General features: G+C 39.1%; 13 protein-coding genes. 6 read left to right on the top strand and 7 right to left on the bottom strand.

What is annotated here, in order from left to right; genetic code table 11:
* Positions 1-8: 8 nt before the first annotated feature.
* Both AC27I2_RS08540 and AC27I2_RS08535 read right to left on the bottom strand, forming a co-directional pair.
* Positions 9-1,034: a metal-dependent hydrolase gene (locus tag AC27I2_RS08540; protein ID WP_487203995.1), complete on the bottom strand. Its 1,026-nt coding sequence runs from the start codon at positions 1,032-1,034 to the stop codon at positions 9-11.
* Positions 1,035-1,091: 57 nt separating this feature from the next.
* Entirely contained in the window at positions 1,092-1,979 is an 888-nt protein-coding gene (locus AC27I2_RS08535) for a LysR family transcriptional regulator (RefSeq protein WP_487203994.1), read from the bottom strand.
* A 114-nt stretch (positions 1,980-2,093) separates the two neighbouring features.
* Here AC27I2_RS08535 and AC27I2_RS08530 point away from each other — a divergent pair, with 114 nt between their 5' ends.
* The 3 genes from AC27I2_RS08530 (at position 2,094) to AC27I2_RS08520 (ending at position 4,591) form a co-directional block, all read left to right on the top strand.
* Entirely contained in the window at positions 2,094-3,266 is a 1,173-nt protein-coding gene (locus AC27I2_RS08530; protein ID WP_487203993.1) for an MFS transporter, read from the top strand.
* Between the two features lie 158 nt (positions 3,267-3,424).
* A complete protein-coding gene (gene dkgB / locus AC27I2_RS08525; protein ID WP_487203992.1) occupies positions 3,425-4,240 on the top strand; it encodes a 2,5-didehydrogluconate reductase DkgB in 816 nt (271 codons plus the stop codon).
* A 63-nt stretch (positions 4,241-4,303) separates the two neighbouring features.
* Positions 4,304-4,591: a putative quinol monooxygenase gene (locus tag AC27I2_RS08520; protein WP_058550218.1), complete on the top strand. Its 288-nt coding sequence runs from the start codon at positions 4,304-4,306 to the stop codon at positions 4,589-4,591.
* A gap of 98 nt (positions 4,592-4,689) precedes the next feature.
* On the opposite strand, the gene AC27I2_RS08515 is transcribed toward AC27I2_RS08520, so the two are convergent.
* A complete protein-coding gene (locus AC27I2_RS08515; RefSeq protein ID WP_487203991.1) occupies positions 4,690-5,343 on the bottom strand; it encodes a DUF6058 family natural product biosynthesis protein in 654 nt (217 codons plus the stop codon).
* Positions 5,344-5,515: 172 nt separating this feature from the next.
* Between AC27I2_RS08515 and dapA the strand changes: the two genes are divergently transcribed.
* Complete coding sequence (gene dapA / locus AC27I2_RS08510) at positions 5,516-6,433, top strand: 4-hydroxy-tetrahydrodipicolinate synthase (RefSeq protein ID WP_487203990.1); 918 nt, start codon at positions 5,516-5,518, stop codon at positions 6,431-6,433.
* 52 nt (positions 6,434-6,485) lie between these two features.
* On the opposite strand, the gene AC27I2_RS08505 is transcribed toward dapA, so the two are convergent.
* Both AC27I2_RS08505 and AC27I2_RS08500 read right to left on the bottom strand, forming a co-directional pair.
* The gene (locus tag AC27I2_RS08505; protein ID WP_487203989.1) at positions 6,486-8,306 is read right to left on the bottom strand and encodes an Lnb N-terminal periplasmic domain-containing protein; all 1,821 of its coding nucleotides are present in this window, start codon (positions 8,304-8,306) and stop codon (positions 6,486-6,488) included.
* Positions 8,307-8,367: 61 nt separating this feature from the next.
* Complete coding sequence (locus AC27I2_RS08500) at positions 8,368-8,829, bottom strand: DUF3015 family protein (protein ID WP_058404194.1); 462 nt, start codon at positions 8,827-8,829, stop codon at positions 8,368-8,370.
* Between the two features lie 296 nt (positions 8,830-9,125).
* Between AC27I2_RS08500 and AC27I2_RS08495 the strand changes: the two genes are divergently transcribed.
* Positions 9,126-10,427, top strand: coding sequence for a DEAD/DEAH box helicase (locus tag AC27I2_RS08495; RefSeq protein WP_058404193.1), 1,302 nt, complete (start codon positions 9,126-9,128; stop codon positions 10,425-10,427).
* A 31-nt stretch (positions 10,428-10,458) separates the two neighbouring features.
* Here AC27I2_RS08495 and AC27I2_RS08490 read toward each other — a convergent pair whose 3' ends face one another.
* Positions 10,459-11,955 (bottom strand): amidase family protein, encoded by a 1,497-nt coding sequence (locus AC27I2_RS08490; protein WP_487203988.1) that lies wholly within the window; start codon positions 11,953-11,955, stop codon positions 10,459-10,461.
* A gap of 88 nt (positions 11,956-12,043) precedes the next feature.
* Positions 12,044-13,651 carry an NAD(P)/FAD-dependent oxidoreductase gene (locus AC27I2_RS08485; protein WP_487203987.1) on the bottom strand — a complete coding sequence of 536 codons (1,608 nt, stop codon included), beginning with the start codon at positions 13,649-13,651 and terminating at the stop codon, positions 12,044-12,046.
* Between the two features lie 191 nt (positions 13,652-13,842).
* Between AC27I2_RS08485 and fdxA the strand changes: the two genes are divergently transcribed.
* Positions 13,843-14,166, top strand: a complete 324-nt coding sequence (gene fdxA / locus AC27I2_RS08480; RefSeq protein WP_058404191.1) for a ferredoxin FdxA — start codon at positions 13,843-13,845, stop codon at positions 14,164-14,166.
* Positions 14,167-14,286: the final 120 nt, after the last annotated feature.

Here is a 14,286-nt window from a genome sequence, read left to right as displayed (position 1 = left end):
TAGCTACTTTAGTTGTCGCACGTATTCTTAATAAGTGAATTGCTGGGTTGCCAAATCCGATCCCATATTTTATCAATATCATTAAAGCTCGGTCTTTGGCTAAACTTTTCAAAACTAGCAACACTTACTCCGTTTGAGTTTATTTCACCCACTTTAAAATTAAAGACATACTGGCATTCCATCCCCATACGCAAATCCGAAAGCACCACGTTATTTTGTTGTTCATGTACTGAATAAAACCCTTTGGTAAACCATTGCAATCGTTTTACTCCCCATTCATTTTTAATGTCATTTAATAACGCAGGGGTTGTGTTGTAAGCGTGTAAAGTGACTTCACTTGGTTTATCGAATACAGATGCATAGCCTTCATAATATTGCCCATCAGACATAGCAACAAAACGCCACAGTAATGTAGTAAGTGGGGCTGGCGTACTTATATAACGATCAACTGCTATATTTTGTGCACTAAGTGCAGTTTGTGCTTTACCGTCAATTATGACTTTTAAAATGAGTGATGAGCATAAATACAGTGAGCTTATTCCAAGCGCGATACTATTTATTTTGTAAGCGGTGTGTGATGATACTTTAGGAAATAACGTGCACACCACCCCTAACAGTAATGGAAGTGTATAGAGGGGGTCTATAATAAACATATTTGATAACGCAAACGGATGCTCGGTAAATGGCCACATTAGTTGCGTACCATATACCGTAAAACTATCCAGTAATGCGTGAGTTGATAAACACAAAAACACCAACCAAAACCATCTCATTTTATAGGTTTGCATGCCGGTATGTATTTTTAAGATAAGCCACACAATAAGTGGACTTATTAACAAGTGAATAAAAAAAGAGTGGCTAAAACCTCGATGATAAGTGAATGACTCTACAGGCCCGCCATAAGGCAAAAATACATCTAAGTCAGGTAAGGTACCAAGAGCCGCGCCCCACAACACGGCTTTACGGCCAATTTTATTTCCCAGAACGGCGTAGCCCACAGCACTGCCTAATACTACCTGCGTTAACGAGTCCATATTCTTCCTTATTGTTTATGATGTTGTTTATACTGAGAAACCATTAAAAAACGTCACTTATAGTTTAAGCTTAGGTTTTATAAAATCTAAAAATGCCAAAATGCGCGACGACACGGCACTGTTTTTGTAATAAACAGCTTGTATGTCCTCACGATGGTTTGGCGTTTTAATACTTTTTGGTAAAACAGTCACTAACCGGCCTGTTTTTAGATCGTCGGTAACCATAAAATGCGAAAGTAATGCAATGCCTTGGTTTGCAATACAGAGTTGCCTAATTGTTTCGCCGCTACTGGCTGTGATCCCAAATGAGAGCTTTAAGGGGATGTTAAGTGGCCAATTATTGAGGCTAGGTGAGTCGGTAAAACCGATGAGTTTATGGTGGCTCAAATTGCTTGCTTGAGAGAGCTTTGGTGCCTTTTTTAAATATTCAGGGCTTGCAACTAAATGTAATTCACTCGTGCCTAGTTTTCTAGCATGTAGGTTTGAATCTTTTAAATCACCAATACGTATAGCTAAGTCAGTTTTATGTTCTAGTAAATCAATAATGCTGTCATGGGAGGTTATATCCAGTGTGATCTGCGGATATTGCTGAGTAAATTGCTCGATTAAAGGTACCAGTTGATGCAAAACAAATGGGCTTGCAGCATCTACCCTAAGTTTACCACTTGGAGATTGTTTTAAGAGTTTGATTGCCTCCTCACCTGTTTGCAAAGTATTTAAGCCGTCACGCGCATATTTAATAAAAGTATGGCCCTCTTCTGTAAGTTCTAATCTGCGTGTCGTTCTGTTTAATAAAGTGCACTGCAGTGCATTTTCAAGGCGAGATACAGCACGCGACACCTTAGCTACTTGTTGATCAAGTAAATTAGCTGCTGCTGAAAAGCTTCCGCTATCAACCACCGTAATAAAAATTTCTAAGTCTTCAGTTTTGGCATGTTGTGACATAAACCCCTCGATTACCTTTGCATTTACTACAAAAGTATTTTGTCATTATTGCTGTTTTTCGCAAACACATTTTTAGTCAAACTACACGCCTTAATAAATAATGAGGATAAAATTATGCCATTGGCTTTGTGGGCGCTTACCTTAAGCGCATTTGCAATAGGAACAACCGAGTTTGTAATAGTAGGCTTAGTGCCTACCATTGCGAACGACTTAGGTGTGAGCTTGCCTTCAGCAGGCTTGTTAGTGAGTTTGTATGCAGTAGGCGTGGCTATTGGCGCGCCCGTGTTAACAGCATTAACTGGGCGATGGAACCGTAAAACTGTATTAATAAGCTTAATGGGCTTATTTGTAGTAGGTAACTTACTTGCATGGCAAGCACCGAGTTATGAAACACTCATATTGGCTCGCATACTAACAGGCCTAGCTCACGGTGTGTTTTTTTCAATTGGCTCTATGATTGCCACAAGCTTAGTAAGTAAAGACAAAGAAGCCAGTGCTATCGCGATTATGTTTACAGGCCTTACCGTTGCACTTGTAACGGGTGTGCCGTTAGGTACTTGGATTGGCCAACACTTTGGTTGGCGTGCAACGTTTTTAGTGGTATCGCTGTTGGGTTTAATTGCTTTGTTAGGAAGCGCTATTTTAGTGCCTAAGAATTTAAAACAGTCTATCCCGGCGACGTTTAAAGAGCAGCTTCAGGTTATTGTTAAGCCGCGCTTATTGCTCGTATATTTAATGACAATTCTAGGATACGGCGGCACGTTCACTGCGTTTACTTACTTAGCACCTATTTTAGAGCAACAAACTGGCTTTGCCCCCTCGGCTATTAGTTTAATAATGCTGGCTTATGGTGCATCTGTAGCGGTAGGCAATATTTGGGGCGGAAAATTGGCCGACAAACGCGGCCCAATAAGTGCACTGAGTATTATATTTAGCGCGTTAACAATTATTTTATTGGCTTTCACCTTTACCATGGAATCAAAAGTAGCCGCTGTACTTACTATTTTAATATGGGGTGCATTTGCATTTGGTAACGTACCAGGCTTACAGCTTTATGTCGTAAAGCAGGCGCAAAAGCATACGCCTAATGCTGTGGATGTTGCATCGGGCTTAAACATAGCGGCGTTTAATATTGGTATAGCACTGGGGTCAATTATTGGTGGTAGTGTAGTGGAGGGCATGTCGCTTCAAGATACCGCTTGGATTGGCGCAGCAATATCCGCTTTAGCATTAATTGTAACCCGTTTCAGTAGCATGCTTGATAAGCGGGAAATTCAGCGCGTATAAAGTGTAAGCTGTTAAGGTTGAAACTTAAATTAATGACCTCATTACCTGTATTGAGGTCATCATAGATTTTTAAGTGACGACACAAAAGAAGTAAAAGGTGTATTTTGTAAAGCTTTAAAGAGCTTGTTTTTAACCGATTATTTTATAAGGATAGAGCCATGACACAACGTGTAATTGAAATGCCAGATTTAGGTATGGGTACATTCCGTTTAGAAGGCGACACCGCCTACAATTCAGTAAAAATGGCGTTAGAAGTAGGATTTCGTCATATCGATACAGCGCAAATTTATGGTAACGAAGAGCAAGTAGGCCAAGCCATAAAAGACAGCAACATCCCGCGTAGCGAAATATTTTTAACCACTAAAGTGTGGAATAATAAGCTCAATAAAACCGACTTTATTGCCAGTGTAAAAAAATCACTTGAAAAGCTACAAGTAGAGTCTGTTGATTTACTACTTATTCACTGGCCATCACCAGCGAATGATGAACCAATGAGCGAATACCTTACTGAACTTTTAAAAGCTAAACAGCTTGGTTTAACTAAACACATTGGTGTATCAAACTTCACTATTGCAAATTTAAACGAAGCAATGCAAACCCTCGACTCGCGTGAAATTTTTACCAATCAGGTTGAGGTTCACCCATACTTAACTAATACTAAATTGCGCGCATTTTGTGCTCAGCACGATATACACGTAACAGCGTATATGCCATTTGTAGTAGGCAAAGTACTTAAAGATGAAACGATTATTGATATTGCCAACAAGCATGATGCGTCGCCTGCACAAGTGGTTATTGCATGGGTAAACGCCAATGGCATGACAACGATCCCCTCATCAACTAAGCGTAAAAACTTAGAAGATAACTTTAACGATCATGTTAAATTAGATGATGAGGACATTGCCCGTATTGATGGCCTTGATTGCGGCGACCGCCAAGCAACGCCAGATTTCGCGCCGCAGTGGGATCAGTAATAAAATACGCAATACGGTGTTAGGTGCAGAAAATCTGCACCTTTATTTTTAAAAGGACTGAGCATGTTAACGGTAATCGCCACTATTTCGAGTAAAAATATTGATGCAGACGTTGTATTAACCGCACTCGAAAACCTACAAAAGTACTCGCGACAAGAAGTAGGTTGCCTGCGTTATGAGCTATCGGTTAAAAGTGATGCGCAGCAAACTACTTATTTAGTGAGTGAGCAGTGGGCATCTGATGAGCATTTTGAAGCACATAAAAATGAGCCGCATTTTAAAGCCTTTGGCACACAAGTAACGGGCCTAGTAACCAGCAGTAATATTGAAGTATATAAATCAATTGGCTAAGCATAGCTAATTGATTCAATAAATTTAAACGGTGATGTAAATCTACATCGCCTTTTAAAGTTATATATTCCCTTGCTAAGGTTTAGCTTTACTATTTTTTATTTTATGGATAAGTCGTACTTTAAAATAAGCGCATCTATATAGCGGGCGCGTAGGGTTTGCTGTTTTTCGTGATCGGCCCCGTGGCCTAGTGCTTTGTTTAACAGCTTCATAGCGGGGTGTAGTTGTGTACGCTCTTGTTGATTTAAGGTTGCTTTAGTGCGCAGCTCAGTGATGTCGTCTACCAATAGGCGGCCAATATCTACACATACTATTTCATCAATTAACCCGTTTTGTGTAAGCACACCATATTTACTACATAAAAACTGCTGCCATACTTGTTGTAGGTGTTCTTCTATTTCACAACCGAACAACTCTTCGTTAAAGATAAAGCCCTGCTGAGCAAGTTTAGTAAGGCTTGCTGTGTATTGCTGCGCAAAATAATTAAAGGCATTACTTGATGATTCAATTTTTTGTTTAATTAGCCCTTGCCCCCAATTTACACAACCACGCGGGTAATAGTCATCGTACTCTTCACACTCATACAATCCAGAATACGAACTGCAACTTAGTTGACTTTTTATGCAATAGCTTGGTTTAGGAAATACGCTGTGTTGCTGCCATGTATCTAGCTGCTCGGCGTTAATATTTAAAGCATGGCAAAGCTCATCAGTATTATAAAAATGAGTGGCTAAGTAGTTAGATAAACGCATAAAGGCTCGCTTAAAGTTAAAAATATAAACACTGTTTAAATGTACAGTGTTTATATTTTGTATTATCAAACTAAATAACACAAGCCATTTTACGTTTATTATTAGCTTAAGCCTGCAAAAATGCGTGTAAGTATGTTACAAATAGCGCAAGTTTTTTAAATAATGAATTTTTATGCGCACCCTAGAACAAATTAAACAAGCAAGCTTAATTACTGCTATTAAAACCCCGTACTTAGCCAATGGTGAAATAGACCTAGCAAAGTACGACGAACTCGTTGAAATACAAATAACAGCGGGAGTCGATGGCATTGTGGTTGGTGGTACAACCGGCGAAGGCCAGTTAATGAACTGGGAAGAGCATTTAATGCTTATCGCGCACAGTGCAAATAAATATGGCGATAAGCTGGTGATTGTAGGGAATACGGGTAGCAATAATACCCGCGAAGCTATTAAAGCCACTAAGTATGGCTTTGCAAGTGGTATGCATGCCGCGCTGCAAATTAATCCATATTATGGCCGCACCTCTATTGCCGGTGTTAACGAGCACTTTAAACGTGTACTCGATATAGGCCCTGCGTTTATTTACAACGTTGCAGGGCGCACAGGGCAAGATTTAACCCCTGATATTATTGAGCCATTAGCAAAACACCCTAATTTAATTGGTGTAAAAGAATGTGGTGGTAACGAGCGTATTGCCCATTACGAACAGCAAGGCATTGCATGTTGGTCTGGTAACGATGACGAAGCACACGATGCACGCCACACGCACAATGCACACGGTGTTATTTCGGTTACCTCTAATCTTATTCCTGGGTTGTTCCGCCAGTTAATGGATACTAAAAATGATGCGTTAAATACCGCACTACAACCTTTAATGAACTGGCTGTTCTGCGAGCCAAACCCGATTGCAATTAACACCGCAATGATGATGACAGGCGCAGTAAATTCCGTATTTAGATTACCGTATTTGCCTTTAACTGAAGAGCAACAAAATATTGGTCTACCACTTATTAATCAGTTAAATGAAGCCGATGTAGTTGGTGGCAAGGCTAGTTTACTTAACAGCGATGAAGTATTAACTCTTTCTTAATTAAGGTATGAGGCTAAAAGAGAAGCGTAAATAATTTCACTTTTGGCCTTTTTTATTGCCAGTAATAATTTAATTTAAGTTTCCAGCTTGTTAGGTTTGAATGTTTGTAACTAACGCGAATGTCAAAGTTTTGATTTATAGGAATTGATATTTCAGCTTGGGTTGATGACTTATCATCATTTCCTAATATAAATTGTTCGTGAGAAGTTCTTAATTTAATATCTGAGTATAGTGTTGTTATTAGACCTAGTTCTAACGATGCATCATAAATATTGTCTGTAGCAGCAAGATCTCCAATATACCCGTTAGCAAGCGTAAAGAGCAGGGTTTTATTATTATTGGTCAGATAAGATTTACCTATTCCACCCATTACAAACGTGTTTGTGCAGCTTTGGCAAAGTGTATTCTGCCTTTCAAAACCAGCATTGACTTTCCATGAAAGGTTATTTTCTTTTGGCCATTTAACATAGGCTGGTGAAAATGACTCTAAATCCAGTAAGTGCAGTTTATCTAGATACAAATTAGAGTTTAAGATAGAGACTTCAGTATCAACCATTTCTAAATTGGAAAACGCAATGCGTGCAACATCTGACGCTAAAGAGTCAAAATAACTGAGTCTAAATCCCAAACCAAAGTTGTGTTGCTTGTTTACCTGGGTTGACGAAACAGACATATTTGATGGTTTTTGTCCTTTATGAGGCGCTTGCTGGGTATATGATGAAACGTGCACTTCATTGCCAATTGGGAGCGTTAAACGCGTTTTAATTAGTGCTTTTTTTAAGCTTTTAATATGCTCAATATTGTGTTTTTTTATTTGCTGTAATTGGGCTAGCTCAAATAATGTTTCAATAATTCGCTTTTTACTTTTTCTATTGAGTGAGATGAAATCATCTTGCTCAAGAAAGTCAGGTGTTTTGTATATTTGCTCTGCAATGGTTGATTCGTTGCTAGTCAGCTTTTTCATATACTCAATAAAAACAGTACTTCGAGATGGCGTAAAGCGTACCTCTTGAACCAGCTTTTTATTGTTATAAGTAGCCTGATTTAACTTTGAAAAAACAGTTGTCGGGATCATCCATGGCGAGCTGTTATTTGTTAACTGCTCTCCTATAACAAGTTCTATTAGTTGCGCAATATGAAACGCGCAGTTTTCATCAGCAAAATAGTAATCGAATTGCGCACCGAGTATTTCCCATAAATGATTAGCAATAAACTTTGTATCGTCATTTTTTAAGGCAAGCTTATATTCCCAAAGATCTCTAAGTTCTATTTCACCGTAATTATGTTGATGACGGTAAAATAATTGATCCGAAAACCCTGCTTTATAACCGCCAAACAAGCCTTTTGTTATATAAACTAGACCATTTTCGTTATCCGGTACATGAGCACCATAATTTATGCTGTAATCGAGTAATTTATTATTTTTGGCCGATGACCGATTTAGTTTTAACAACAAATGCCCATAAAGTGATGCCGGATTACTCATATAACCAGATGCAAATATTAGGCTTATAGAATGTATAGGTTGCGCATCTCGCCATTGTTCTAGTTCAATACAGGGGGACTTAGGCTGCGTAAATGTTAACCCTTGTTTTTGTAGCCAGGTGTATCGTGCAGGATATTTACATTGTGCTAGAGGGTCTTTGTTAAAGCTTTGCACTGTCGCTTTTAGCTCTTCAAAAGGGCTTGTTGCTCCGCGAGAAGATATAAAAAATGATGTGTTCGTAATATAGCTTTTATTAAACGCTGGTTTTTTGTAATGGCCTAAACTTAACCACGTGGGATGTTGAGCTAATTGTTTTAATGTTGCAGATGCTTGAAGATTAAACGAAGCAATAAAAAAAATAAAAATTATAAAAGAATAAATTTTCATAAATACCCAACAGGCTTGGGGTAGAAAAGGCTAAAAGGGCTAAAATTAGCCCTTTTATATATTATATTGCAGAACAGTTAGCTGAGAACTGGCTAGCAATATTGCTTTCAACAAGTGTGTAAAGAGCCTGAGCATCGTTTACAGATGTTTGTGCAAAATCATTACGTATCGTTGTGATCATTTGAGAATGAGCTGAGCTATCACACCCACGTACATTTAGCATTGCTGAGATGTACTCGCCTTCACCCTGTGCAATTTCTTGCTCTAGGATTGGGAATGTTTGTTGGATAAATTGTGCAGTTTTAACGTTTGCACCTTTACAGCTTTCTACAGATGAAACATTTGAAGAAACAGCAGTTGTTCCTAAATCCCAAATAACATTTGAGATAGCAGCGGCTGTGCCATTATCAGGAAAAACCATTGCACCAATACCACATTGCTGCCATGGGTTAACATCTGCTTGCGCTGGTGTTACTACGAAAGCGCTTGCTAATACTGCTGCAGCTAAACATCTTTTTATCATTATTAAATCCTTATTTATATGTCCCTTAAATGGGGCTTGAATTCTATACATAAGAAAGCTTAAGAGCAATAACCCGTTTTAAAAAATTAATAATAAGTATATTTTGTAAATTTTATGGGGTAAATATTTTCGATAAGTGAGGCTCTGAACACTTTGTGAGAGAAACTATTGATTTATTGGTAAGCAATTTTAATAAAACAAAATATTTAAATAGTAATATTGTTTAAAACTAACTGTTGGCTCATTTTTGCTGTATAATTTGCGACCCTTGATAATGTGGCCGTAGGTTATACAGCATGAATTTTAAATCTTTTAGTTTCGCACCTGAAATCATCCAGGCATTAGACGAACTTAACTATCACACTCTTACGCCCATTCAGCGCGCAGCTATTCCAGCTGTTCGTAAAGGTAAAGACGTTTTAGCCAGTGCACAAACTGGTACCGGCAAAACTGCCGCGTTTGCTTTACCTGTTATTCAAAAATTAATTGAGTCAGACTTAAGTACAACCAACGCACCTAGTGCACTGGTATTAGCGCCTACACGCGAATTAGCAGAGCAAATTGCCAATAACTGCAAAGAGTATGCAAAGCATACCTCGCTAAAAGTAGTGAGTTTATTTGGTGGGGTGAATACTACAGGTCAAGAAAACGCATTAAAAGCAGGTGTTGATATTGTAGTCGCAACTCCGGGCCGTTTATTAGATCACATTCGCCTAGGTAACTTAAGCTTAGCGAATGTAAAGCATTTAGTATTAGATGAAGCTGACCGCATGCTTGATATGGGCTTTATCACAGACATGCAAACTGTGATAAAAAGCTGTGCAGATGATCGTCAAATTTTATTGTTTTCGGCTACCTTCCCAGCTGCGATTAAACAGTTTGCCTCTAAAGTACTTAAGCAACCAGAAATTGTACGTGTTGACCAAACTAACAGCACCGCATCTACCGTTCAGCACGTTGTATACCCAGTCGAAGAGCGCCGTAAGCAAGAACTTCTTTCAGAGCTGATTGGTAAAAAGAACTGGCAGCAAGTGCTTGTGTTTGTAAATATGAAAGACACCGCGGACGAGCTAGTTAAAGAACTAAACCTTGATGGTATTCCTGCAACAGTTTGCCATGGCGATAAGTCACAAGGTAACCGACGCCGAGCTTTACGTGAATTTAAAGAAGGTAAAGTGCGTGTGCTAGTGGCCACTGAAGTTGCCGCCCGTGGTATTGATATTGATGGATTACCGCGTGTAATTAATATTGATTTACCTTGGCTTGCTGAAGATTACGTTCACCGTATTGGCCGAACAGGCCGAGCTGGTAACCAAGGTCAGGCAATATCGTTTGTAAGCCGTGAAGAAGAAAATACACTATTTGAAATAGAAACATTAATTGGTCAAAAAATTAAGCGTATTTATCTCGAAGGCTATGAAGTAAGTAACCGTGAAGTACTTATTGATAAGATAGGTAAAAAACCCGCTCATTTACGCCGTACTCGGTCTAATAAACTATCAGGACAGGCAACGGGTGAAGCTCGCGCAGTAAACCGTTCGCGTATATCTAACGTGCGTAAAAGCTTAAAAGGTGCAAAGCTGTCACTTAAGAAATAACAGCTAATATAAGAATTAATAAAACCTGAGTTTACTCAGGTTTTTTTATGGTCGAAATAAAAGCTTCGTCGATTATTTGAGCATGCTGATAGGCTGCCTGTGGCTGGTTTTTATTTGCAATAATAGACAATCCAACGGGTAAACCACTTACCTTACCAACGGGAAGGGTAATATGAGTTGTGCCGGCAATTGCAGATAAAGAGCTACTACTGCCTTTAAAGTTATCACCATTTACCAAGTCTGTTTTCCACGCAGGCGATGTGGTTGGAGCAATGACTACATCCACATTATTATTTTTGTATAAATTAGTAATGGCGGCGGTGGCTAATGTGCGGTAACGCTGTTTAGTTTTTTGGTATTTGTCTGTTTGCGTTAAGTCGATAGCGTTGGCTTGTATTAAAATGTCTTGCCCAAAATGGGGCATTTCAGCTGCCTTGTTTTGTTTATTAAAATCAATCAGTGCACTTAAACTTTTTACCTTCACTTGGGCAGCAGTATTTGCTAAGTAATGGTTTATTTCCTTTTTAAAGTCGTAAAGCAATACATAATATTCATCAACAAATAGCGTAGTTAAATCATCTGTTATATCAATATTAATTACTTTATGGCCAGCCTGTTGGAGAGCTGAAAGTTGATTTTGGTATAAACGCTGTGTTTCTACTGTAAACTTATCACTTGGTAGTGCACCAATAACTAATGATGACTTTTTAGCATCTGGCAATGCTTGTAATTGAAAACTATGCGTTGAGGTATCAAGCGTATCGCGACCTTGTAGAACTGATAATACAAGGCGGGCATCTTTTAATGAGTGTGCCATTGGACCAACACTGTCTTGGCTACTTGAAAGTGGCACCACACCAGAGCGCGATACTTGGCCCATGCTTGGTTTTATCGCATAAACACCGTTCACAGAAGCTGGGCAGGTAATAGAGCCATCGGTTTCTGTGCCAAGGGCTACAGGGGCAAAGTTAAGTGCGATGGCAACAGCTGATCCCGAGCTCGAACCACAAGGATTACGAGTTATGTCATGCGCATTGTGTGTTTGCCCCCCAACGGCGCTCCATCCTGATGATGAGTAAGACGATCGAAAATTAGCCCACTCACTTAAATTAGTTTTACCTAAAATAATGGCGCCAGCATTACGTAATTGCTTAACCACAAAGGCATCATTGTTAGTAATATTATTTTTAAGTGCTAACGAGCCTGCTGTTGTTGGTAATGAGCCTGTGGTTTCTATGTTATCTTTCAAAAGTACCGGTATTCCATGAAGAGGCCCAGCCCACAGCCCTTTAGCACTAAGTTCATCAATTTTTTTAGCTTGCGCAATAGCACTAGGCTCAATATTAATGACCGCATTGAATTGAGGGTTAAGTTTATTAATACGATTAATATAGTGTTGGGTAAGTTGTTGGGCACTAATTGTATTATTTTTAAACGCCGAGTGAATTTCATCTATTGTTTTTAGCTCGTGTGCTGAAGTGTTTAAAGCAACGACACAGGTTAATAATCCTAGTAATATTTTTATCATAAAAAGCACGCAAATAGTTGTTTGGTTACTTTTAACACAAAAAAGCCCCACAATGTGAGGCTTTACGATAATTAACTAAATATAGCGTTTAAGTGTTTTCAAGCATTGATAGCGCAACAGCCTCGGCTGCTTTTATGCCATCAATACCCGCTGATAATATACCGCCAGCGTAGCCTGCGCCTTCACCTGCAGGGTAAAGCCCTTTGGTGTTAATGCTTTGATAGCTTCTGTCGCGTTTTATACTAATGGGTGATGACGTGCGTGTTTCTACACCCGTTAGTAACCCGTCATTAGTAGAAAACCCACGTATTTGTTTGTTAAAAGCAGGGATAGCCTCACGAAGCGCTTCAATTGCAAAAGCAGGCAATACATTACTGAGATCTGTTAACTTAATCCCGGGCGTATATGAAGGCTTTACATCGCCCAAATCAGCAGAAGATTTTCCTTTTAAAAAGTCGCCGATAAGCTGGGCTGGTGCATCGTAGTTTTCGCCGCCTAACTTGTAAGCTTGCTCTTCTAATTTGCGCTGTAAATCAATACCCGCAAGAGGGTGACCTGGGAAATCTTTTTCAGGTGAAATACCTACAACAATAGCACTATTTGCATTGCGCTCACTGCGTGAATACTGGCTCATTCCATTGGTTACAACACGGCCTTCTTCAGATGTTGCAGCAACTACAGTGCCACCAGGGCACATGCAAAAACTATATACAGTGCGACCGTTATTGCAGTGGTGCACAAGTTTATAATCGGCAGAGCCTAAAATTGGGTTTCCGGCATTTGGACCAAAACGACACTCGTCAATCATTGATTGTTTGTGCTCAATTCTAAATCCCACTGAAAATGGTTTGGCCTCAATATATATCCCTTTGTCATGAATCATTTTAAAGGTATCGCGTGCGCTGTGCCCAACAGCAAGAACAACGTGGCGTGTTTCAATATGTTCACCGTTAGACAAGGTAAGGCCTGTTACTTGACCATTATCTAAGTGGATATCGTCTACACGCGTGCTAAAACGAATTTCTCCGCCAAGTTCTATAATACGGGCGCGCATTTTTTCAATCATAGTGACGAGTTTAAAGGTACCAATATGAGGTTTGCTTACATACAAAATTTCTTCAGGTGCGCCGGCTTCAACAAATTCAGTAATAACTTTTCGTCCATAATGTTTTGGATCTTTTACTTGGCTGTATAATTTTCCATCTGAGAATGTCCCCGCGCCGCCTTCACCAAACTGTACATTTGATTCGGTGTTTAGTGCTTTTTTACGCCAAAACCCAAAGGTGTCTTTGGTACGCTCTCGAACTTCTTTGCCTCGCTCAACAATAATTGGGTTAAAGCCCATTTGGGCAAGCACTAAGCCTGCAAACAAACCGCATGGACCAAAACCGACAACAATAGGACGCTCGGTGATATTTTCGTTTGCTTGCGCTACAAATTTATAAGATGTGTCGGGTGCTGTTTTTACATGTTGATCTTTTGCAAATGTGGCTAAAAGCTCAGCTTCGTTATCAACTTCTATATCAAGGGTGTAAATGAGTAATATGGCTGTTTTTTTACGAGCGTCGTAACCGCGTTTAAATACGTTATAACTATGTAATTGTGCAGGTTGTATTTTTAGTTTGTTGATAATGGCTTGACCAATGGCATTTTCATCATGATCAAGTGGCAATTTTATTTCAGTTAAACGTATCATTATTATCTCTATTTGGTGTCTTAGCGGTGTTTCTCCGCTCACAATAAGAAAGTGTAGGGCACGAATTGGCTTTACATTAAGGGCACACATACTACGTTAAATTGGCAAAATATGGCAGTTATTTATTGTATTTTTAAGGTGAAAGGGTATGATCGCCCACTGTTAAATTAGCTTTATGGTACAAAAATATTATGGCGTTTGTAGTTACCGAAAATTGCATAAAATGTAAGTACACCGATTGCGTATCAGTGTGTCCTGCGGATGCATTTTTTGAAGGCCCTAATTTTTTAGCAATTAGCCCAATTGACTGTATTGATTGTGGATTATGTGTTCCAGAGTGCCCAGCAGAAGCAATTTATCAAGAAGATGAACTTCCTGAATCTCAAAAAGAGTTTACCGAACTCAATGCAGAACTTGCTCTTATTTGGCCTCGTATTACACAGGTAAAAACAGCCCCTAAAGATGCTGACACATGGAACGGTGTTGAAAATAAGCTAAAGCTACTTGATACCTAAGAATAGAACAAATAATCCTTTATTATTAATTAGTTAATATTTTGCCAAATTATGTTTGCAAGGTATTAACAAATGTACCCGCTTAAATTACACTCCGGTTTAGAAATTACTCATATTGAG

It is taken from the genome of Pseudoalteromonas sp. NH0006-46 (assembly GCF_057547735.1).
Note: the sequence above shows the minus strand (reverse complement) of the source record. Positions and strands in the feature narration are given on the sequence as shown.